Origin of the sequence: Catenulispora pinisilvae, assembly GCF_015356865.1 — a bacterium.
GTDB lineage: Bacteria > Actinomycetota > Actinomycetes > Streptomycetales > Catenulisporaceae > Catenulispora > Catenulispora pinisilvae.
In genome coordinates this window covers 75,741-97,475 of the sequence record NZ_JAAFZA010000011.1, presented here as the reverse complement: position 1 = coordinate 97,475, position 21,735 = coordinate 75,741, and the positions used below count along the sequence as shown (strand labels likewise).

The following is a 21,735-nucleotide window of genomic DNA, read 5'->3' as shown; positions in this document are numbered from 1 at the left end:
AACTCGCGGCCTGGGCCACCGCCGTCAACGCCGACCAGCGCCAAGTCCACTGGCACTTCACCACCGACGACGCCCGCACCCGACTCCGCCACCTATATCCCAAACATTAGAAGCGACAAGCTACTAGTTAGCCATGCAGATCGTGGTCGTCCAGGACGTCGGAGATGACCCGCTCGAAGGTCGGCGCCGTGGCCGGGTGGTCGCGGATCGCCTCAGCGAACTGAATCAGCGCCTTCCACAGTGCCCAGCCACGGGCCCGGGCCCAGGTCGCCGGATCCTGACGGACCGCGCCGCGGAAGGCCTCGCGGGCCCGGCCGGTCAGCGTCACCCAGGCGATGACCAGGTCGCAGGCCGGGTCGCCGACGCCGCTGGTGCCGAAGTCGATCACGGCGGACAGCCGGCCGTGGTCGATGAGCAGGTTGCCGGTGGCCAGGTCGCCGTGGAACCAGACCGGGGCGCCGGTCCACTCGGCGGCCAGGGCGGCTTTCCAGACCGCTGCGGCGCGCCGGGTGTCGACGCGGCCTTCGAGCTCTGTCAGCAGGCGGCGGGTCTCGTCGTCGTAGTGGGCCGGGGAGGCGCCGCGGTAGAAGCTGTGCGCGCCGGCCAGCGGGCCGTCGGTGGTGTCGCAGGCCTGAAGCGCGTGGATGAACGCGGCCAGGTCGGTCGCGAACATGGCGGGGTCGGCCAGCCGCTCCAGGTCCAGCGTCGTGCCGGGCAGCCAGTTCCGGATCGACCACGGATGCGGATACCCCTCCCCCGGCGCGCCGGTCCCCAGCACCTTCGGGATCGGCAGCGGCAGGTGCGGCGCGAGGCGTGGCAGCCACTCGTTCTCCTTCGCGACACCGGCCACGTAGCCGGCGGCGGTCGGCAGGCGCGCGGTCATCTCCTCGCCGAGGCGATAGGTGCGGTTGTCGTTGCCGTCGCGCTCGACCGGGACCACCGGCAGGTCGGCCCACTGCGGGAACTGCGCCGCGATCAGGCGCTTGACCAGGGCTGCGTCGATGCCGGCGCGGCCGTCCAGAGTGGAGATCACCATGGCGTGATCCTGACCTGGGGGCTGGACCGACGCAACGGGATTTCTCGGGGCCGCAGGGTCGGTCAGGCCGGATTGGGCTGGGCACCACGAACCATGTGCTACTGTAGCCTCAGCATCCCAAAGATCCGCTGATTTCTGATGTCGCGGCTATCGATGCACCTTCAGTTTTCATTGCCCACCTGATGTTCTCGTCAGCAGGGCGTTTCTTCACCGCCGGACCTGAGTCTCCAGACCCGCGTATTGAGCGCGCAGAGCTGGACTTCTCCGTCCGCTGTGGTTTCCGGTGACCCGCCGCTCGCTTCGTGAATCTCCGACGACCGGCACGGCTCGCTCTCCCCCTTCTGTCCTTGAAAGGACTCCTCATGAGTACCGCAACACTCGAACACCCCAAGACCGAATCTCCCAAGACCAGGCAGTCCCGCAGCAAGGCGGCGAGCGCTGGAAGCGCTAGGAACGCTGGGAGCAAAACCGCCCAGGATCCGCAGCCGGTCATGCCGGTCGTCGGGATTCTCGACCAGCAGGATCAGCATGGCTTCCTGCGTGTGGACGGCTATGCGCCGGGCCCTCGGGACCTGTACGTCCCGCCGGCCCTGGTCCGTCGGCACGGACTGCGCCCCGGCGACCTCATCGTCGGCGCCGCCGCCCTCGACCCGTCCGACGCCTCTGATGACTCTTACACCTCCAAGTCCGGCAAGACCTCCGACAAGGCCCGACCGCTGCTGCGCGTCGACACCGTCAACGGCCGGCCCGCGGACCAGCCGCACACCCGGCCGCGGTTCGGGGACATGACTCCGCTCCATCCCCACCAGCGGCTGCGGCTGGAGACCGATGCGGCGCGATACAGCACCCGCGCCATCGATCTGGTCTCCCCGATCGGCAAGGGCCAGCGCGGCCTGATCGTGGCCCCGCCCAAGACCGGCAAGACCATGCTCCTGCAGGCCATCGCGCGGGCGGTCACCGTCAACCATCCCGAGTGCCACCTGATGGTCGTGCTGCTCGACGAGCGCCCCGAAGAGGTCACCGACATGCGCCGCTCGGTGGCCGCCGAGGTCATCGCCTCCACCTTCGACCGGCCGGTCAGCGAGCACATCGCCGTCGCCGAACTCGCCGTGGAGCGCGCCAAGCGGCTGGCCGAGGCGGGGCAGGACGTCGTGATCCTGCTCGACTCCATCACCCGCCTGTGCCGGGCCCACAACAACAACGCCAAGTCCGGCGGCCGCACCCTGTCCGGTGGCGTCGACGCCGCCTCCGTCGCCGCCCCCAAGCGCCTCTTCGGCGCCGCCCGGAACCTGGAAGAGGGCGGCTCGGTGACGATCCTGGCCACCGCGCTCGTCGACACCGGATCCCGCGCTGACGACTACTTCTTCGAGGAGCTCAAGAGCACCGGCAACATGGAGCTGCGGCTGGACCGCGCCCTGGCCGACCGGCGCATCTTCCCCGCGATCGACGTCGCCGGGTCCAGCACCCGGCGCGAGGAACTCCTGGTCCCGGGCGACGAGCTCGACGCGCTGCGACGACTGCGGCGGGTGCTGCTTTCCCGGCCGACTCAGCAGGCGGCTGAGCTGCTGCTGGAGCGGATGAAGCTGACTAGCGGGAACGATGTGTTTCTTCGGTCGATTCGGCAGACGACGCCGGCGGGGGTCTGAGGCCGGCCGGGGGCTGAAACGGCAGAGGGCTGATACGGCAGAGTCCTGAGATAGGTAGCGCGCGCCAGCCCATCAGTTTTCGAGCCGGGCAGTCTTCGAGCCGGCGCGGTTTCGAGCCGGGCAGTTTTCGAGCCGGGCAGTCTTCGAGCCGGGCAGTCTTCGAGCCGGGCAGTCTTCAAGGCGGCGCGGTTTCGAGCGGGCGGGTTTCGAGGTACCTCAGTCGTGCGGGACGAGCGCGACCGGGCAGTCGGCGTGCAGCAGCAGCGTCTGGGCGACCGGGCCGACGCGCATGCCGGGGCGGCCGTCTGCGCGGCGGTGGGCGCCGACGACGATGAGGTCGGCGTAGGTGGTCGCGCCGGTGAGGAATGCCGTGGGTGAGCCTTCGATGAGTTCGTGGTCGGTCACTACGTCGGGGTACTGGTCCGGCCAGGGTTGTAGCACCTGCTCCAGTGCCTCCTCGGCGCGCTCCGCGGCCTGGGTCGGGGCACGGCCGAGCGGGCCGGCGTCGCCGGTGTAGACGCGTGGCCACAGCGTGCCGGGTGCGCTGACCGCCTTCAGGCGGGCGCCGCGTGCGGCGGCCTCGGCGTAGGCGAAATCGAGGAGTTCGGCGGCGCTGTCGCCGATGTCGACAGCGGCCACGACCGTGCCCCGGGTCCGGTGTTCCGAGCCGCGCACCACCAGGGCCGGGCAGGTGGCGCGGGCCACCGTGTGCCGGGCGACGGAGCCGGGGCGCAGGAAGCCGTCGCGGCCGTGGTGCCCCAGTACCAGCAGGTCCGCGTCCGAGGACTGTTCGGCCAGGATGGTGGGGGTGGGGCCTTCCAGCTCCCTGGTGAGGATCGCCAGACCGGGGTGGTCGGCCCGGAGTTGGTCGGCGGCCTGATCGACGGGGTCCTGGGTTGCGGAAGTCTCGGGTGGTGCCGCGGGTGCGTGGTGGAGCGCGTGGATCACCATCAGCGGGACCTCGCGTCGATCCGCCTCCGCCGCAGCCTCGGCGAGCGCCCGCTCGCCGGCGGGACGCTGGTCGTAGCCGACGACGACACCGGATTCCATGGCGGCTCCGGATTCCATGTTGTTGCGCCTCCCTGCTCGGGGTTCTGACGCCTTGCCCGGTTGATCCACTCCTATTAGTCGATCATCTCCGCAAGTGGCCGGGGCAGCTAGTAGACACGGGAGGTCAGCCCGCATCCAGCATCGGCGCCGCGAGGTACTGCTCGGGGATCCCGAAGGCGTCCACCAGGGTCCGCGCGTGCGGCCGCAGCTCGGCGCACAATGTGTTCACCGCGCTGATGACGGCCTTGGACCGGCCGGCGCTCAGGCGTCCGTGCTCCAGGAACCAGGCGCGGTCCGCCTCGATGTTGGCCAGCGCGTGCAGGTCGCAGACGCGCTCCAGCAGTGCCTTCGCGTCGGGGTCCGGGCAGCGGCCGATCGCGTGGACGAACGCTTCCAGCACGAGGCGGTCGATGTGGACCCGGCCCGCGCGCAGGACGTGGTCCTGGGCGGCGTTGAACACGGCGAACGGGTCCGGCCCGGCCTTGCGGAGCCGGTCGGCGACGCCCGCCAAGACGTGCTGCTCACGGTCCTGGAACAGCTTGAGCTGCCAGTCGCGGTCGAACAGCGCCTCGCGGTCGTCGCCCTCGGTCAGCCGGTCGACGGCGTCGACGACCTTGCGGGCCGCGGTGCGCTCGGCCACCGCGCCCAGGACGCGTTCGGCGGCGAAGCGCGCGGTGGCCAGCGGGCTCAGGTTCTGGAAGGCGTCCTTGTAGTCGGTCAGCAGCCCCTTGGCGACCAGCTGGAGCAGGACCGTGTTGTCCCCTTCGAAGGTGGTGAAGACGTCGGTGTCGGCCTTCAGGCCGGGCAACAGGTTCTCGGCGAGGTAGCCGGCGCCGCCGCAGGCCTCGCGGGCGTTCTGAATCGTGGCGGTGGCGTGCCAGGTGTTGGCGACCTTGAGGCCGGCGGCGCGGGACTCCAGCCGGCGTTGTTCCTCCTCCGGCGCGTCGGAGGCGGTGTCGTGGAGCGCGGCCACGAGTTCGTCCTGGGCGAAGTGCAGCGCGTAGGTGGTGGCCAGGGCGGGCAGCAGGCGGCGCTGGTGGCCCAGGTAGTCCAGGATCACCACCTCCTCGCCGTCCGGCTTCGCGAACTGGCGGCGGCGCTCCGCGTAGCGCACGGCCAGGGTCAGGGCCCGCTTGGTCGCGCTCCCGGCGCTGCCGCCGACGCTGACGCGGCCCCGGATCAGCGTGCCGAGCATGGTGAAGAAGCGGCGGGCGTCGCCTTCGATCGGGCTGGAGTAGGTGCCGTCCGGGGCCACGTCGCCGAACCGGTTGAGCAGGGCGTCCCTGGGGACGCGGACGTGGTCGAAGGCCAGGCGGCCGTTGTCGACGCCGTTGAGGCCGGCCTTGGGGCCGCAGTCCTCGATGACGACGCCGGGCGCCGCCTGGCCGCCGGCATCGCGGATCGGGACCATGAAGGCGTGCACGCCGCGGGCCTGGCCGTGCGTGATGAGCTGCGCGAACACCACCGCCGCGTGGCCATCGCGCGCGGCGTTCCCGATGTACTCCTTGGTGGCGGCGCGATCCGGGGTGTGGACGACGAATTCGGCGGTCTCCGGATCGTAGGTCGCGGTGGTCCGCAGGTGCTGCACGTCCGATCCGTGGCCGTGCTCGGTCATCGCGAAACAGCCGAGCAGGTCCAGGTCCTTGATACGGCGCAGGTAGCGCTCGTGATGTGGCCCGGTGCCCAGCAGCTGCACGGCACCGCCGAACAAGCCCCACTGCACACCGGCCTTGACCATCAGCGACAGATCGCCGAAGCCCAGCATCTCGAACGACACGACCGAGCCGCCGATGTCGCCCCCACCGCCGTATGCCTTGTCGAAGCCGAGCCCGGGGACGTCGGTCGTGGCGAGCGCCTGGAGCTGGTCGAAGACCAGGGCACGGTGCGCTTCCACGTCGAGGCCGACCGGGTCCCGGTAGGGCTCGGCCGCCATCCGCGCCCGGACCTCGGCGCGCAGGGCGGCCCAGCGGCCGTCCAGGACCGGGGTCAGGGTACGTGGATCGACGTCGGCGGGTAAGGACGGCATTGGTCGCTCCTGGGTTCGGCGATCGCGGCGATAGAGGCGATAGAGGCGATAGAGGCGATGACAGCTATGGCGACTACTACAGCGCCAGGCCGGTAGTACTACAACGCCAGGCCGGGCGGCTCGGCCGGACTCGGCATGGGTTCGGGCTGCGGGTCGGGGCGCGGAACCGGACTAGGCGGCGTGGGCTCGGGGAAGGGCCGCGGCGGCGGGACAGGCTCCGGGCCGGGTCGCGGCGGCCGAACCGGCTCGGGACCGGGCCTCGGAGGCGTCGGAACAGGCGGCTCAGGCTCAGGACCACCAGGGCGAACCGGCGGTGCCGGCATGGGCGGGACAGTGTCGGCGACAGGGTTTCCACTCATCGGGTCCGCGTGCCCGGGATCGCCGCGACGAAACGGGCCCCACCCGAATGGGCGCGATCCGCGGTCACCGCGCAGGTCGTCGGAGCGGTTACGGCTCGGCCCGAGGCATCAGCAGCATGCCGTCAGCCGGCGGTATCCGCCGGCTCGGCTTCCAACCCCGCGACGTCGACCGGCGGCAAGTCCTTGATCTCGTCCTTGGTCAGCCGCACCTCCACCCCGTCCACGCCGATCCCGGTCACGTCCCGGATCGGGATGGCGACCCGCTTGCGGCCCCACAGGTGTCCCTCGTCCAGGAGCACGTGGGTCACGGAGCTGTCCGGGGCCATGACCAGCAGGCCCCGCACCCGGCCGATCTCGCCGTCGGCGGCCTGGACGCGCTCGCCCCGGCGGACGCCGACCTCGCCGACCGGGATGTGCTCCACGGTCGTGGTGGGCAGCGGGTCCGCGCCCGGCGCGATGCCCATGATGTTGGTGGGGCTCAGGACGAGCCCGTAGAGCGGCCACTCCAGGACCCGGTCGCCGTGGGCGGCGCCGCCGGCCCCGAGGCGCTCGGCGTCGGGCAGGAAGAAGGTCTGCGACGCCGGTTCGAACTCGTCGAAGCGGGCGCGCGTGCAGTTCAGTTCGACGCCGTCCGCGCCGGGCACGGCGATGTGCACCGGGACCAGGCGGGCCAGGTCGACCTCGTCATCCGGCCGAACCACCAGGTGGGTGAGCTTGTCGGCGACCGGATCGACGACGACGAACGCCACCTCGCCGCAATCGTCCCCGGCACACTGGACCCGGCTGCCAATCACGTATTCGAGGGTGTCCTGCATCTCAGAATCCTCTCGATAGTCGTAAGCACCACGTAAGTCGTAAGCACCACGTATATCCAGGGCCCCAGAAGATAAACGGCTGTTTATCCGCTACGACACCGGGCATGCGGGCGCGCGAAAACGTTCGTCCGGAAATCGTTGATCTCGAAACGTTGATCCGGAAATCACCGAGCCCAGGGAGGACATCATGCCCAGAGCGTGGAGTGCAAAGCGCGAACGCCAATACGAGCACATCAAGGACCAGGCCGAGGAACGCGGCGTTTCGGATAAGCGGGCCGAGGAGATCGCGGCGCGCACCGTCAACAAGGAACGAGCCCGCAAGGGCGAAGCCGAGCACTCCAGCCGGCTGTCCAAGACCGACATCTCCTCGGGGCAGCGCGGGGGCAAGCGTTCGGGGCGCAGCGGGCCGCGCGGCCGGACCAAGGCGCAGCTCTATAACGAGGCCCGGCACCGCAATATCCAGGGCCGGTCGAAGATGACCAAGGCTGAGCTGGAGCAGGCACTGGGCGTGCGGTGAGCCGGTTCCTATCCGCCATCGACCGCGATCCGGTCGATGGCGACGGCCAGCGCGTCCAGAGTCTGCCGGATCTCCCCGGCGTCAGAGGTCGGCGAGGCGTGGAACGGACGCAGCAGCTCGGCGGCGTCCAGGCCGCGCCGGTTCAGGACGCTGGCCGCCATGGTCCGGGCCAGGTCCAGCCCGGTGGCCGGGTCGTGGGGGAAGACGCCGTACGCGTGCCGCAGCGCGCCGTCGAGGTATTCGACGTCCTCGGCGGTCAGGCGGCGCGGCAGGGCCGAGCCCGGGTACGCGCGGATCCAAGCTGTCATCGTCTGCTCCTAAGCCATCGGGGCCTGTGCGCGGTGCGCCGCCACGGGCCCCGGGACGCTCCCGGAACCCGCGAAACCATGCCGCTACTTGTTGAGGTGCTGCTTGCCCTTCGCGATCAGTTGCTCGGCCTTGCCCTTGGCTTCCAGGCCGTCGTCGTCGGTGACGGCCCCGGCCACTTCCTTGGCCTTCCCCGTCGCCTTGTGGCCGAGGTTCTTCGCGGTCTCCTTGGCCTTGTCGGCCGCCTGCTCGGCGTGCGCCACGTCCTGATCGGCCTGGCCCTCAGCCTGCGCCTGCTCGTTCCCCGTGGCCTTGCCGACGGCTTCCTTGATCTTGCCCTTGGCGTCCTGGACCGTGTGCTTGGCCTTGTCACCGACACTCATGGTGGATCCCTTCCTGTGAAGTCGATCGTCGTGAAGCGCCCTCCTGTCCCGCCGCGCGCGGTATGAAACGGTCGGGCGTCAGCCGACCGGTCTGCGATTGATGACCCGCTCGCAGTAGTACCGCCCGGCCAGCGCCCCGCCGAAGATGACGAATCCCACGCCGATCAGCCAGGACAGCACGACCAGGACCACGCCGACCATCCCGTAGTCCTGCGCGCTGGAGGTGATCATCGGCTTGAACACCAGCGCCGAGAACGCCCGCAGGCCGCTCAGGCCCGCGACGGTCGCCAGCGCGCCGGGGAGCAGCCAGCCCCAGGGGACGCGGCCGGCCAGCAGGAAGTACTGCCCCCACCAGAAGAAGGACAACGCGGCGGTGACGAAGACGATGATCCGCACGGCTTGCTCCACCAATCCGTGCCGCAGCAGCGCATTGCTCTCCACCTCGAAGGCGAGGTAGCCGATCAGGGCGGCCAGCCACACCACCCGGCGCCAGGCCTGCCGCCAGGACTCCGGGGGAATCTCCCAGATCCGTTGGTAGCTGAGTTGGACGTCCGTCACGAAGGCGAGGCCGAACGCCGCCAGCAGCGCCAGGCCGAGGATCCCGATCTGGCCCACCTCGCGATGGTGCGCCGCGAAGAGCCGCAGCACCGGCACTGCTGTATTCGGGGGAAGGCCCATCCCGTCGACGACCCACTGCCCGAGTCCCTTCTGCGAGGACGGGCTGACCGCCGCCACGACCACGAGCAGCGGCGCCAGCGCCACCAGGCCCAGCGTCGCGAAGGCCATGGAACGCCGGAGCAGCTCCAGTTGCGTGCCGCCGCGCCACACGTTGCCCAGGACGCTGCGGCTACAACGCTCCCGCCAACGTGCATACCTGCCGGTCGGCAGCTCGTAGGCAGACTCGCCGTCCATTTCCGATCTCCTCGCAGCACGCCGTGCATGACGGTCACAAGCGATGCAAGCACTCCCCCATGGCTCAGGCGACTGGAAGGCGTATAGCCATCGCGGGCTCGGAGGTACGAGTCAGAAATACGCCGTATGGCACTGGCAGCCTGTCGACAGAAGAGCAAGTAGCCCTCCGCCTTCGAGGGCCTTTTCGTCACGCTGAACGAGACGATATGCTGACCCGAAGCAGTGTGACGAAAGGGGCGCCGATGGACTGCCGGGTCTGCGGCACATCGCTGACGTCAGCGGGTCGGGGCCGCCCGCCGCGGTACTGCTCGCGCGCGTGTCGCAGCAAGGCCTATCGGGAGCGGGTGGCGGAGCGCGGCGTGGAGCCGGTCGAGCGGGTGCCGCTCGGCGCCGAGCAGATCGTACGGGCCGCGATCGGGCTCGCCGATGAGGAGGGCGCGCAGGCGTTGACCATGCGGGGCGTGGCCGCGCGGCTCGGCGTGGGGGTGATGTCGCTGTACCGGTACGTCTCCGGGCGCGACGAGCTGATCGACCTGATCACCGACGCCGTGTTCGGCGAGCGGTCGTTGCCGGAGAGCGGCGGGCCGCGGGGTTGGCGGGCGCGGCTGGAGCTGTCCGCGCGCTCGGAGTGGGCGCTGTATCAGGCGCACCCGTGGCTGCCCCGGGTCACCGACCTGATCTCGCACCCGCCCGCGAGCACGAATGTCATGGCCTACACCGATTGGCGGCTGCGGGCGGTGGCAGACTGCGGATTCCCGTACTCGGCCATGGTGCAGATCGCGGCGCTGGTCAGCTCGTTCGTGCAGAGCATCGCGCTGGCCCAGGGCCACGGGCCGCGCACCGGCGGGCTCAACCGGCGGGACTGGATGGCGGCGCGCAAGGAGGCGTTCGACCGCAGTTCGCGGAACCTGCCGATGGTGTCCCAGTTCGGCGAGGAGGCGTTGCGGGCCACTGAGTCGGAGGCCCTCTTCGAGTTCGGACTACAGCGCCTCCTGGACGGATTCGGCGTGATGCTGGAACCGGCGAGCCCTTGATGTGGTGGATTGAAGGCAGCGGTTCTCAGCTGTGGCAAGGGCATCCGGCCGAGGCCACCGCGGACTCGGGCATCCCGGCCGCGGCCTTCGCGACGTCCGCCAGAAGCTGCGTACGCTCGTCCGGCCCGACGTAGCGGCCGCGGACCACGACGCCGGACAGCTTCGTGGTGTTCGTGATGTCCCGCAACGGATTCGCGTCCAGCACCGCCAGGTCGGCCAGGTATCCCTCGGCGACCCGGCCGGTCGCGACGCCGAGGTAGTCCGCCGGCTCGACGGTCGCGGCGTAGAGCGCGGCGCGCGGGCTGAGGCCGGCCCGGACCAGCAGGCGCAGCTCGTCGTGCACGGCGAAGCCGGGGAACACGCCGGGGGTGCCGGTGTCCGTGCCCACCATGATCGGCACGCCGGCCCGGTGCATCTCGTTGACCAGCCGCAACCGGTACTCGAACAGCCCGGCCCAGCCGGCGTCCTCGCTCGGCGCCCGGTCCTTGAGGTAGAGCTCCTCCAGGGCGTAGTCGTAGCCGCCCTGGGACGATGCGGGCAGGTAGCGGTTACGCGGGTCGTGCTGGTCGAGCGTGCGCGCGTAGTCCAGGCCCTGGTGCATGATCAGGGTCGGTACCTGGCGGCTGCGATGCTCGACGAACCGCGCGTACAAGGCCTGGGCCTTGGCCTTGCTGTGCGTGCTCGACGCCAGCAGTTCCAGCGGGTGGATGTCCTTGAACCAGCCCGCGTAGTCGCCCAGGGCCAACCGGATCTGGTGAATCCGGGCCCGGATCTCAGACTCCTGCGACGAGGTGCCCAGCAGCGTCCAGAACATGTGCTCGAAGCTGGCCTGGCCCAACTCGGCCGCCTCGGTCATCGGCACCTCGTCCGGACAGTGCCCCGCGAAGCGGATCCCCTGCGCCTGCGCCTCGGCCGCGATCCCCCGCAGCGCCGGCTCCGACACCCGCGAGTACACCTTCACGAAGTCGGCGCCCTCGGAGACCGCCTGACGCACCGCCTGACGGCCCTCGTCGGCGTCGGCCACGGAGATCACGTCCAGCAGGTTGGGATCCCAGATCGAGGGCGAGCCGTCGATGATCCGGCTGCCGACCGTGTACCGCGGGCCCAGCAGCGTCCCGGCCTCGATCTTCGTGCGGAAACCCCGCACCAGCGCGTTGCCGGCCATGTCCCGGACCGTGGTAACCCCGTTGGCCACGTACAGCGCCGGGTCGATCTGCTCGTAGGCCAGGCCGTGCGTGTGCATGTCGGCCAGGCCCGGAATCACGAACTTGCCGCGCAGATCGACGACGGTCGCGCCGTCGGGGACCGGCACCAGAGCCGACGGCCCGGTGCGCACGATCCGGCCGCCGCTTATCAGGATCGTGACATCGGGGCGAGCCCTGCCGTCAACGGGATCGACGACGGTCGCGTGAGTGAGAACGAGGTCTTCACCGCGGTCGCCGGGACGCCCGGTCGTGGCGGCCGCGGCACCTGTCGCAATGGCCTGCGCACTGACCACCGCGGCGGCCGTGAGCCCGCCGACGAGGACGGAACGGCGTGACGGTGAATACGTTGTACGAGTCATAATAAGGACTGTACACACTCGCCTCGGACTGCGGCCGATAGTCGCTCTTTGCCCACTGTGTAAAGGGAATCGGGTCGAATTTCGTCACGCGGACAGTGACGATTCACGTTTCGTCTCGGGGTCGGTGGGGCGTGACGAAATGCGGCGCCGTCACATGTCTGTCAGCCGCTGCTCAGCATGATCGAGGGCCATGCGGACCGCGCCGAGCGCCACCGCGTTCTCGCGCAGTGCCGACAGCCGCACCTCGCAGGGCACCAAGAGCAACGGCTCCAGGCGCCGCCGCACCGCGTCGAGCAGGACGTCGCCGCCGTGGGCGAGGCCGCCGCCGATGACCACCCGGCCCGGGTCGAGCATCAGGACCATGGCGGCCAGGCCTCGAGCGAAGCGGCCCGCGACCTGGTCCAGCACGGCCATGGCCGCGGGCTCTCCGGATGCGATCGCGTCGAAGAACGGCCGGAGGTCGGCGCGGTCGGTGGGGTCAGCGCGATCGGTGCTGTTAGCGTCGGCTCGGTCAGCCTCGGCGGGGTCGGCGGGGTCGGCGGGGTCGCTTGTCAGTGTCCCGTCATCGATCCCTGCCAACCGCCGGATCTCAGCCGCTCCGGCCAGCCGCTCGAACGGGCCCAGGCCGCCGGCCACTCCGGGCGGCGTGTCGTCCACGGGGGTGAGCAGGTCCAGGAACCCGAGCTCGCCGGCCGCCGAGGAGGCGCCGCGATACGGTTTGCCGTCGACGACGAGGCCGGCCCCGATGCGCTCGCCCCAGTGGACGTACAGCATCGTCGTGCCGGCCGCCCCCGCGCCTACCTGCCGTTCGGCCAGCACCGCGAGGTTGACGTCGTTGTCGATCAGCACCGGACAACCCAGCCAGTCCCGGAGCCCGGACAGCATCGGCAGCCCGGTCCAGCCCGGGATGCTCGGCGCGACCACCACAACGCCGCGCTCGTGGTCGACGATTCCGGGTGTCCCGAGGCCGACCGCCCACAGGCTCCCCACCGGGACCCCCGCCTCCTGTGCTAACTCCTCCAGTCCCGAGCGCATCAGCTCGACCAGCCGCGGCCCGGTCGGCTGCGGCGGGGTGGCCAGCCGCCGGTGGGCCCGCACCGCGCCGGACAGGTCGGCGATGGCCACGGTCATGGTGCGCGGTCCGATGTCGATCCCGGCCACGTGCCCGAGTTCGGCCCGGAACCGCGCCCGGGCCGCCGGGCGGCCCAGCGCCGTGGGTTCGGCGTCCAGGAACGCCACGACCCCGGCCCGGCCCAGGGCGGCGAGCGCCCGGGTCACAGCGGGACGGGACAGGCCGGTGGCCGCCATCAGGTCGGACACCCGCGCGGTGGCGTCCTCGGCGGCGCGCAGGGCGCCCAGGACGGCGCTGATGTTGATCCGCCGCAGCACGTGCGGGCCGGTGGCCACCTGATCGGACATGGTCTGCGTCGTTCCTTCGCTCGGCTGATTCAGGCATCTGAATTCAGGGCTCGCCAATATGGGTCTTGACAGCGGTCTAGTCCACCCAGATTATCTAACGAACCGTTCGTAATGAACGATACCCACTCGCCGCGCCACGGGCAGGAGACATCGTGAGAAGAATCCCACTCGTTGTGAGAGCCATGGCCGGGATCGTATCCCTGGCTCTGACTACCCTCGGCGCAATCGCCGCTCCGGCCAGTGCCACGGCAGTTGAGCATGCAGCAGCACCCTTCGACACCGGCGCCGCCGTGGCGAGCCTGCACCGCTTGCTGCCCGCGCAGGCGAGGCAGATCTCGCTGATCGCCGAGCCCCGGTCGGCAACCGGCGCCGACTCCTTCACGGTGTCCGGCCGGGCCGGCGCCGTCACGGTGCGGGGCACGTCCCCGGCCACGCTGCTCACCGGTGTCGGCTGGTATCTGCGCAACGTCGCGCACGTGGACATCGGCTTCCCAGCCGACAGCACAACCCGGCTGCCCACGAGGCTGCCGGCGGTGCCGTCGGCGTTCACCGACGCCGCGGTCGTCCCCAACCGCTACGCGCTCAACGACACCGACGCCGGCTATTCCGGCGCCTACCGGACCTTCGCCGACTACCAGCACGAGATCGACGTGCTGGCTCTGCACGGCATCAACGAGATGCTGGTGACCGTCGGCGCGGAGAAGCCGTATTACGACGCGCTCCAGAAGTTCGGCTACTCCCCCACCGATCTCCAGTCCTGGATCCCGTCGCCGGCCCACCAGCCCTGGTGGCTGATGCAGAACATGGACAGCTTCGACGGGCCGGTCTCCGCACAGCTCATCAACGCCCGGGCCGCCCTGGGCCGCCGGATATGCGACCAGCTGCGGGCCCTCGGGATGACGCCGGTCCTGCCCGGCTACTTCGGCACGGTCCCCGCCGACTTCGCCGCCCGCAACCCCGGCACGAACGTCATAGCCCCCGGCGACTGGGTCGGCTTCACCCGGCCGTCCTGGCTGGATCCGAACGATCCGGCGTTCGCCAAGGTCGCAGCGTCCTACTACGCCGCGCAGTCGGCGGACTTCGGGAACAGCACGATGTTCAAGATGGACCCGCTACAGGAGGGCGGGACGCCCGGCAACATCGACGTCACCACCGCGGCGACCGCGATCCAGTCCGCGCTGGAGCAGGCCCACCCCAATGCGACCTGGGTCATTCTGGGATGGCAGAGCAATCCTTCAGCCGCCTTGCTCGCCGGCGTCGACAAGAGCCGGATGCTGATCGTCGACGGGTTGTCGGACCGCTATGACAACCTCGACCGCGAGTCCGATTGGGGCGGGACGCCGTACGCCTTCGGCACCATCCCGGACTTCGGTGGCAAGAACACGTTCGGGGCGAACAGCGCGGTGTGGGTGTCGCGGTTCCACCAGTGGCTGACCAAGAGCGGGAGCATGGAGCGGGGCATCGCCTTCATGCCCGAGGGCACCGGCACCGACCCCGCGGCCTTCGCGCTGTTCGCCGATCTGGCCTGGTCGAGCTCCCCCATCGACCAGTCCGCCTGGTTCGCGAACTACTCCGCCGCCCGCTACGGCGGTCCCGATCCGGCCGCCGCCGCGGCATGGGACGAGCTGCGTCAGGGCCCATACAGCATGGCCGCCGGCACCTGGGACGAGCCCCAGGACAGCCTGTTCACCGCCCGGCCCGCGCTGACCGCCGCCACCACGGCGTCCTGGTCCCCCGACGCGATGCGGTACGACGCGAGCACCGTTCAGACCGCGTTGCACGACCTGCTGAACGTGGCCCCGGCGTTGCGGTCGACCTCCGCCTACAAGTTCGACCTCGTCAACACCGCGCGGCAGGCGCTCGACAACCGAAGCAGGGTCCTGCTTCCGCAGATCAACGCCGCCTACACGGCCAAGGACCTGACCACGTTCCGGGCGCTGGTCGCCGAATGGAACACCGACGAGGCGACCCTGGACCGGCTCACCGCGACCGACCCGCACTTCCTGGCCGGCACCTGGCTGGCCGGCACCGCTTCCTGGTCGGCCGACCCCGCCGAGCGGGCGCGGCTCCAGTACGACGCCCGCTCGATCATCACGACCTGGGGCGAGCGCACCCAGGCCGACGACAACGGCCTGCGCGACTACGCGGCCCGCGAGTACTCCGGGATCATCCGGGACTTGTACGCGAAGCGTTGGTCGGCGTACTTCGCGTCGCTGGACACCGCGCTGTCCACCGGCACCGCCCCGGCGCCGATCGACTTCTTCGCGATGGACGACGCGTGGGCGCACGCCGCGAACTCCTACCCGACCACCACCACGGGCGATCCGTACACCGTCGCCTCGGCGGTCGCCGCCGCGCTGCCGCCGATCGCTCCGGCAGCGCCGACGGCACGGTCGTGATCCGGAACCGCGCCGCCGCGCGGGATCGGAGTCGCAATCCGCGGTCCTGACCGGGCCGATACATTCGGCTCGTGCATGACGAGACATTGGCGCGCAGGTCCGAGCGCCTGCGCCCGATCTTCTCCAGAGGTTTATCCGCGGATTTATCCGCTCGGGTTTCGCTGTGTTGTTTGAGATGTCCATCGCGAGCCACAAGGACGCTTCACAACGATTCAGCGGGCTCCGATTCCGGCTCCATGGCGGCCCGCGGAAAGGAATACAACGTCATGGCTGTCATTCTGCTGGTTCTCCTGGTGGCTCTTGTTCTGGGTGGCCTCGGCTTCGCGGCGCACGCCCTGTGGGTCATCGCCGTGATCGTGTTCGCCGCCTGGCTGATCGGGTTCGGTATCCGCCGCGGCGAGGAGGCGGCGGGCGGTCGGCGCCGCTGGTACGGGCGCTGGTGACCGACGACACGGTGCCGGCCCGCTCTGGGCCGGACCGGTACCCGACATGAGGAAGGACGCCATGACCACTGTCGCCGAACAGATCGTCACCGCCTTGGCCGACCTCGGAGTACGCACCGTGTGGGGGGTCGTCGGCGACGCGCTCAACCCCGTGACGGACGCGATCCGGCGGCAGGAGCGCATCGAGTGGATCGGGACCCGGCACGAGGAGGCGGCGGCGTTCGCCGCGAGCGCCCAGGCACAGCTCACCGGGACCATCGGGGTCTGCATGGGAACGGTGGGGCCCGGAGCGCTGCACCTGCTGAACGGCCTCTACGACGCCAAGAAGTCGCACGCGCCGGTGCTGGCGATCTGCGGCCAGGTCCCGTCGGCCGAACTGGGTGCCGATTACTTCCAGGAGGTCGACAACGACGCGGTGTTCCGTGACGTGGCCGCCTTCCGGCACACCGTGACCGCCGCGAGCCAGATGCCACGGGTGCTGGAACAAGCGGTGCAGATCGCGTACGCCAAGCCCGGGGTGTCGGTACTCACACTGCCCGGCGACATCGGTTCGGCGGCGGTGGCGAAGGACAGCGTCGTGCACATCACCCGCGTCCCGGCACACCTGACCCCCGACGACGGGGAGATCACCCGCGCCGTGCGGCTCCTGGACGACGCCGAGACCGTGACGATGCTCGTCGGGGCCGGAGCCCGGGACTGCCGCGATCCGCTGCTGGAACTGGCCGATCGGCTGGCCGCTCCCATGGTCCTGACGCTGAAGGCGAAGGAAGGGCTGGAGGACGGCAACCCCTTCCAGATCGGCCAGAGCGGTCTGATCGGCAACCCGGCCACCCGCGAGGCGTTCGAGACGGCCGACGCCCTGCTCATGATCGGCACAGACTTCCCCTATCCGGAATGGCTGCCGGACAAGACCCCGACCGTGCAGATCGACGTCCACGCCGACCACATCGGCCGCCGTACGCCGGTGGACGTCGGGATCGTCGGCGACGCCGGCCTGAGCGTCACGGCACTGTTGAAGCGGCTGCGCGGCAAACAAGACCGGACCCACCTGGAGCGCGCACGCTCGGACTACGAGCACTGGCAGAGCCGCCAGCACCGGCTGACCGATCCGGACTTCGACCACGGGCTGCTGGGCAAGGTCCGCTCCCGGCTGGACAACAGCGAGGCCAGGATCCGGCCCGAGGCGCTGGCCACGCTCGTCGACACCCACGCCGCCGACGACACCGTGTTCACCACCGACACCGGCATGTCCACCGTCTGGCTGGCGCGCTGCGTGACGATGCGCGGGACCCGCCGCCTGATCGGGTCCTTCAACCTCGGTTCGATGGCCAACGCACTCCCGCAGGCGCTGGGCGCGGCGGCGCTGGACCGGGGACGGCCGGTCGTCGCGTTCTGCGGGGACGGCGGCCTGACGATGCTGCTCGGCGAGTTGTTGACCGCACTCGCCCACGAACTCCCGGTCAAACTCGTGGTCTTCGACAACGGCCGGCTGGGCATGGTGAAGCTCGAACAGGAACAGGGCGGGCTTCCGGAATTCGGCACCGGACTGGCCAACCCCGATCTGGCCGCGGTCGCCGCCGCCATGGGGATGCAGGCGGCCAGGGTCACCGAGCCGGAACAGTTGGAGGCCGCCGTCCGCACGGCGCTGGCCGCGCCGGGGCCGTACCTGCTGGACGTCGTCACCAATCCCGAGGAGATCGCCCTGCCGCCCAAGACCGGGGTCGATCAGGCGTGGGGATTCGCCATCGCCAAGCTGAAGGAAGGCATCGGCGGCCGGGGCGCCAAGTCCTGAGAATAGCTTTTACCGCACACCGCCTTGTTTTTCTTCACGCACAGATCCACAGTTTCATTTCTGTGGACCGGGTATCAGGACCGAAGTCGGCCGACCAATGAATCGGCCACTGAAAGCGGGGACCGTGTTCCTTCCGCCGATACCGTAACAACACGGTTTCGATTCCATTGCCGAGAAAGGATCTCTCTGGTGTCCACTGAGACCCGCACACGGTTCTACCACCGACGCGCGCCCGGTGACCTCGTCTTCCTGGCGACCGTCATCCTCGCCGTCATCATCGTGGCGCACATTGTCTTCGTCCTGCTCAACGCCAACGGTGGAAACGACATCGTGAGCACGGACGGCGACTGGGCGAGCTGGCTGGCGACCTGGTTCCTGAACCTTTTCACGCCCAGCAGCCACGATCTCAACGTGGTGCTGAACTACGGCATCGCGGCGCTCTTCTATCTCGTCGTGGGCGCAATACTGCGCCGGGTCATCAACGACTTGTAGACCCACGCGAGATGAGATATCCCCGGCCCGGGCACCGAGTGCGTCACAGCACCGCCCGGGCCGGCTGGCGCACCTCAAGCCCCGCCGCCGACCCGGCAGTTCAAGCTCGGCGCCTCAAGCCTGGGCACACCTCAAGCTCGGAACCTCAAGCCCCGCCGGCGCCGCCGAGGCGGGCCCGGACGACAGTCCCCCGTCCCGGCGCCGACCGGATCTGCAACAGATCGCACACCTGGTTGGCGATCCACAGCCCGGCCTTGCCGCCCACCAGGACGGAGGGCCGGCGCCGGCCGGCCAGCGGGTCGGTGATCACCCCGTCGTCCCGTACCTCGCAGACCAGGGCCGCGACGTCGCGCCACAGGCGCAGGATGCCGGCCCCGCCGCCGTATTTGATGCTGTTCGCCGCCAGTTCGCTGACGACCAGGACCGCGTTGGCGGCTCCTCGGCGGCCCACCACGGGCTCGGCGAACTGCGCGACGCGGTCGCGCAGCGTTCCCAGGCTCGCCAGATCGAAGCCGAGCTCGTACACCGGCCCCGGCGGGTCCTCCAGCGGTTCGGCGGGCATGGCGGCGGGCACGACGGCCGCCGAACCGGGGCCGGAGTGCGCACCGGCCAAGCCCGGCCGCCTGGTGTCGCCGACCACCACGCCGGGGTGGTCGGCGTACGCGCGCTCGATCACCGGCCCGGGCAGGGCGTCCAGATCGTAGGGGCACAGCAGCCACCAGCCCGGGCCGTCGTCGAAGGCCGTGTTGAGCAGCCGCTCGTGGTGCTGGCACTCGACGATCTCGCTCGGGGTGCGGCCGGCCCAGATCGGTTCGCCGATCCCCCGGAATCCCCGGGCGTCGCCGGCGTGCCGGTCGACCCAGTCCTGCCAGGCGGGGATGATCCGGGCGGGATTGCGGCCGGCGTCGGCGATGTCCAGGAACTCGACCCGGTCGGCGTCCCGGCCCAGCGCGAGCCGCAGCAGGCGGGCGCGGGGTTCGACGACCGCGACCAGGACGGCCTGTCCGGCGTCCAGGGCACCGCGCACGAAGGTGGTCGCGCCCGCCACGAAGTGTTCGTCGCCGGAGTACAGGAAGGCCTCGTGGCGGAACGACTCCGCCGGAACGGGGGCCTGAGCAGCGAAGGCGGGACCGCTCATTCTCTCACCTCACACAGACGACTGACCGGTTCGCCGTTGTCGGCGACTCGCCGGACGGCGGGCGTCGGCCCGCGGTCCGGGCCCGCGCCTGCCGGCCCGCCCGCCGGTCGAAGTCGCCAGGGGGCACCGTCCACGGATTACCGCTTCGGCGCCCGCTAAACGAGCAGCTCGGCCGGGCGCGCTCAGCGCCGGGCCTCGACGCCCTCACGCAACCGCCCGAGGATCTGCGTCAGCAACCGGGACACCTGCATCTGCGAGACCCCGAGCTCGTCGGCGATCTGCTTCTGCGACATCGACCGGAAGAACCGCATCAGCAGGATCCGCTTGTCGCGGGCCCCGAGCTCGGCGAGCAGCGGCTTGAGCGCTTCCCGGTCGACGACCAGGTCGAACCCGGGGTCGTCGTCGCCCATCAGGTCCCCGAGGCTGGCGCCGTCGCCGTCGGCCATCGCCACCGGTACGTCCAGGGACGCCGCGGAGTGCGCGGCACTGGCTTCATACGCCTCCGCGACCTCGTCGGCCGACAGGTCCAGACGCTCCGCGATCTCGCCGGCGCTCGGCGGGACCCCGAGCTGCTGGGTGAGTTCCCGCTCCGCGGCCCGCACCGCCAGGGCGTTCTCCTGCACCCGGCGCGGGACGTGCACATCCCAGGACGTGTCCCGGAAGTGCCGCCTGACCTCGCCGGTGATCATCGGGGTGGCGTAGGTGAGGAACGTCGCGCCGTAGTCGGGGTCGAAGTTGTCGACCGCCTTGACCAGGCCGACATAGGCCACCTGTTCCAGATCCGACTGGGACTCGCCGCGCTGGCGGAATCTGCCCGCTATGTAGCGGGCGTAGGACATGTACTCACCGATGACGTACTCGCGCAGCCCGTCGTACTCGGGGTCCTCGGACGGCATCCTCCTGAGCCGGGCCAGGGCGGCGCGGGCCGCGGCCCGTTCGCGGGCATAGTCCTGCGGTTCGGTGGACGTCTCCATCGCCTCACCTCCCGGCCGAACGGCGCTTCAATATCTCGACCCGCACCGTCGGGCCCTCGGCCCGCCACCGGATGTCGTCCACCAACGCGCTGAGAATGGTCCAGCCGAAGTCGTCGTCCGCGGGCTCGGCCACGTCCTGCGCCTGGAGGCTGAGGAACACCCGAAGCACCGCCGGCTCCAGGACGAAGCGGCACTCCAGGTCGGCGGCGCCGCCGGCCGGCCGCTGTGGCACCGTGTGCCGCAGCAACAGCCCGCCGGCCTCGTCGACCGCCAAGCGCAGATCGGAGACCTCCGGCAGCGTGCAGCCGAACTTGGTCGCGACGTGCGCGCTGGCTGACCGGATGACAGCCAGGTAGTCGGGATCGGCAGGCACCCGGAGCAGAACGGTCTCCGTCCCGACTTCGGTGGCCACCGCCGCCCCTTCGGACCGTGATTCAGGATCCATATCCGCTCTCCCACGCTCTCTCGATCGCCGCACCGGACGGCCAGCTTACTAATGAACCAAAAATCACGAGAAACAATTCAGGTATCAGTTGACAGAGTCCGCCGGAATGGCCAAAGCTGTTGTGCGCTACCACCGTCGGCGGCTCGTCGCCGGGGAAGTCGAGGATGAGGAGCCGCCATGGAGTTCTCTTGCACCGCGGAGCAGTTCGCGGACCACGTGGTACTCACCGTCGCCGGCGACGTCGACCTCGCCGCGCACGCCCGGTTCGAGTCCGAGATCGAGCAGGGCTGGGACGGCTCCGCCGACCTGCTCATCGACTGCTCGGGGATCACCTTCCTGGACTCCATGGGACTGCGCGTCCTGGTGCACACCCTGCAACGCGCCACCGCTAATGACCGCACCATCACCCTGGCCGCACCTTCCCAACCGGTGCTCCGGGTCCTGGAGCTGGCCGGTGTCAAAGACCTGTTCCCGCTGACCGGGCCGGTCCCGGACACCGGGCGCGACCCCGCCGCCTGAACCGGCGCCCGGCACGGGCCGGGCGCCGGCCGACCGTCCGAGGGGGGCGGCAGGCGGTCAGCGCCCTCATGGCCGGATTCCCCGGAGTGAAACATCCGGGCTGAGCCGGTGATCCGCCGATCCGCCGTTCACCGCGCCCAGTGCAGCACCGCGTTGATCCTTCGGGGGTTGGGGGGCTTTGGTCACCGGCTGGACGTGAGCCGAGTGCGGAAAGTGGCGGTCGCGTACGGGGTCTAAAAGCGTTGTGAAAAAACCGCCAGTTTTAGGCCGCCGGCTTCCCCAGGCCCGCGGCGGTCGCCCGGCAGGGCGGCCCAAAACTGGCCGTTTTTTCACAACATGTGTGGTCCGCCTCCGGAAACGGGCAGCCCGGGCGTCAAATCCGGCCACGTCGCCGACTGCCGCTCGCCCCCCAGGACGAGGTTCGCAGCCCAACAACGCCAGGCGGGGACCGGCTCAGGCGAGGATG

Annotated in this window: 20 protein-coding genes; 8 read left to right on the top strand and 12 right to left on the bottom strand. The window is 70.3% G+C overall.

Annotated elements, in window-relative coordinates; all coding sequences use genetic code 11:
• Window positions 1-127 precede the first annotated feature (127 nt).
• The gene (locus tag IZR01_RS05540; protein ID WP_194923115.1) at window positions 128-1,036 is read right to left on the bottom strand and encodes an aminoglycoside phosphotransferase family protein; all 909 of its coding nucleotides are present in this window, start codon (window positions 1,034-1,036) and stop codon (window positions 128-130) included.
• 491 nt (window positions 1,037-1,527) lie between these two features.
• Here IZR01_RS05540 and rho point away from each other — a divergent pair, with 491 nt between their 5' ends.
• A complete protein-coding gene (gene rho, locus IZR01_RS05535) occupies window positions 1,528-2,682 on the top strand; it encodes a transcription termination factor Rho (protein ID WP_369125475.1) in 1,155 nt (384 codons plus the stop codon).
• Window positions 2,683-2,898: 216 nt separating this feature from the next.
• On the opposite strand, the gene IZR01_RS05530 is transcribed toward rho, so the two are convergent.
• The 3 genes from IZR01_RS05530 to IZR01_RS05520 form a co-directional block, all read right to left on the bottom strand.
• Window positions 2,899-3,750 (bottom strand): universal stress protein, encoded by an 852-nt coding sequence (locus IZR01_RS05530; RefSeq protein ID WP_194891897.1) that lies wholly within the window; start codon window positions 3,748-3,750, stop codon window positions 2,899-2,901.
• A 106-nt stretch (window positions 3,751-3,856) separates the two neighbouring features.
• On the bottom strand, window positions 3,857-5,758 hold the full coding sequence (locus IZR01_RS05525) for an acyl-CoA dehydrogenase family protein (RefSeq protein WP_194923113.1): 1,902 nt from the start codon (window positions 5,756-5,758) through the stop codon (window positions 3,857-3,859).
• 481 nt (window positions 5,759-6,239) lie between these two features.
• On the bottom strand, window positions 6,240-6,932 hold the full coding sequence (locus IZR01_RS05520) for a hypothetical protein (RefSeq protein ID WP_194891899.1): 693 nt from the start codon (window positions 6,930-6,932) through the stop codon (window positions 6,240-6,242).
• Window positions 6,933-7,119: 187 nt separating this feature from the next.
• On the opposite strand from IZR01_RS05520, the gene IZR01_RS05515 reads away from it, so the two are divergent.
• Window positions 7,120-7,449, top strand: a complete 330-nt coding sequence (locus tag IZR01_RS05515; protein ID WP_194891900.1) for a plasmid stabilization protein — start codon at window positions 7,120-7,122, stop codon at window positions 7,447-7,449.
• 8 nt (window positions 7,450-7,457) lie between these two features.
• Here IZR01_RS05515 and IZR01_RS05510 read toward each other — a convergent pair whose 3' ends face one another.
• The 3 genes from IZR01_RS05510 to IZR01_RS05500 form a co-directional block, all read right to left on the bottom strand.
• Complete coding sequence (locus IZR01_RS05510) at window positions 7,458-7,757, bottom strand: hypothetical protein (RefSeq protein WP_194891901.1); 300 nt, start codon at window positions 7,755-7,757, stop codon at window positions 7,458-7,460.
• 84 nt (window positions 7,758-7,841) lie between these two features.
• Window positions 7,842-8,138, bottom strand: a complete 297-nt coding sequence (locus tag IZR01_RS05505) for a CsbD family protein (RefSeq protein WP_194891902.1) — start codon at window positions 8,136-8,138, stop codon at window positions 7,842-7,844.
• Between the two features lie 78 nt (window positions 8,139-8,216).
• On the bottom strand, window positions 8,217-9,050 hold the full coding sequence (locus IZR01_RS05500) for a YhjD/YihY/BrkB family envelope integrity protein (protein WP_194891903.1): 834 nt from the start codon (window positions 9,048-9,050) through the stop codon (window positions 8,217-8,219).
• 224 nt (window positions 9,051-9,274) lie between these two features.
• Between IZR01_RS05500 and IZR01_RS05495 the strand changes: the two genes are divergently transcribed.
• Window positions 9,275-10,084 carry a TetR/AcrR family transcriptional regulator gene (locus IZR01_RS05495; RefSeq protein ID WP_323746923.1) on the top strand — a complete coding sequence of 270 codons (810 nt, stop codon included), beginning with the start codon at window positions 9,275-9,277 and terminating at the stop codon, window positions 10,082-10,084.
• A 25-nt stretch (window positions 10,085-10,109) separates the two neighbouring features.
• Here IZR01_RS05495 and IZR01_RS05490 read toward each other — a convergent pair whose 3' ends face one another.
• Window positions 10,110-11,648: an amidohydrolase family protein gene (locus IZR01_RS05490; protein WP_194923111.1), complete on the bottom strand. Its 1,539-nt coding sequence runs from the start codon at window positions 11,646-11,648 to the stop codon at window positions 10,110-10,112.
• Window positions 11,649-11,798: 150 nt separating this feature from the next.
• A complete protein-coding gene (locus IZR01_RS05485) occupies window positions 11,799-13,067 on the bottom strand; it encodes an ROK family transcriptional regulator (RefSeq protein ID WP_194891906.1) in 1,269 nt (422 codons plus the stop codon).
• Window positions 13,068-13,249: 182 nt separating this feature from the next.
• Between IZR01_RS05485 and IZR01_RS05480 the strand changes: the two genes are divergently transcribed.
• The 4 genes from IZR01_RS05480 to IZR01_RS05465 all read left to right on the top strand — a co-directional run bounded on the left by IZR01_RS05480 (window position 13,250) and on the right by IZR01_RS05465 (window position 18,193).
• Entirely contained in the window at window positions 13,250-15,466 is a 2,217-nt protein-coding gene (locus IZR01_RS05480; protein ID WP_194923110.1) for an alpha-N-acetylglucosaminidase, read from the top strand.
• A gap of 266 nt (window positions 15,467-15,732) precedes the next feature.
• Window positions 15,733-15,909 carry a hydrophobic protein gene (locus tag IZR01_RS05475; protein ID WP_194891908.1) on the top strand — a complete coding sequence of 59 codons (177 nt, stop codon included), beginning with the start codon at window positions 15,733-15,735 and terminating at the stop codon, window positions 15,907-15,909.
• A gap of 61 nt (window positions 15,910-15,970) precedes the next feature.
• Complete coding sequence (locus tag IZR01_RS05470) at window positions 15,971-17,701, top strand: thiamine pyrophosphate-dependent enzyme (protein ID WP_194923109.1); 1,731 nt, start codon at window positions 15,971-15,973, stop codon at window positions 17,699-17,701.
• 189 nt (window positions 17,702-17,890) lie between these two features.
• Window positions 17,891-18,193 carry a hypothetical protein gene (locus IZR01_RS05465; RefSeq protein ID WP_194891910.1) on the top strand — a complete coding sequence of 101 codons (303 nt, stop codon included), beginning with the start codon at window positions 17,891-17,893 and terminating at the stop codon, window positions 18,191-18,193.
• A gap of 145 nt (window positions 18,194-18,338) precedes the next feature.
• On the opposite strand, the gene IZR01_RS05460 is transcribed toward IZR01_RS05465, so the two are convergent.
• From IZR01_RS05460 to IZR01_RS05450, 3 genes are all read right to left on the bottom strand, one after another.
• Entirely contained in the window at window positions 18,339-19,331 is a 993-nt protein-coding gene (locus IZR01_RS05460) for an anti-sigma factor RsbA family regulatory protein (protein WP_194923108.1), read from the bottom strand.
• 182 nt (window positions 19,332-19,513) lie between these two features.
• Complete coding sequence (locus IZR01_RS05455) at window positions 19,514-20,305, bottom strand: SigB/SigF/SigG family RNA polymerase sigma factor (protein ID WP_194891912.1); 792 nt, start codon at window positions 20,303-20,305, stop codon at window positions 19,514-19,516.
• Window positions 20,306-20,309: 4 nt separating this feature from the next.
• Window positions 20,310-20,750, bottom strand: a complete 441-nt coding sequence (locus IZR01_RS05450) for an ATP-binding protein (protein ID WP_194891913.1) — start codon at window positions 20,748-20,750, stop codon at window positions 20,310-20,312.
• Between the two features lie 177 nt (window positions 20,751-20,927).
• Between IZR01_RS05450 and IZR01_RS05445 the strand changes: the two genes are divergently transcribed.
• Entirely contained in the window at window positions 20,928-21,269 is a 342-nt protein-coding gene (locus IZR01_RS05445) for an STAS domain-containing protein (protein WP_194891914.1), read from the top strand.
• Window positions 21,270-21,735: the final 466 nt, after the last annotated feature.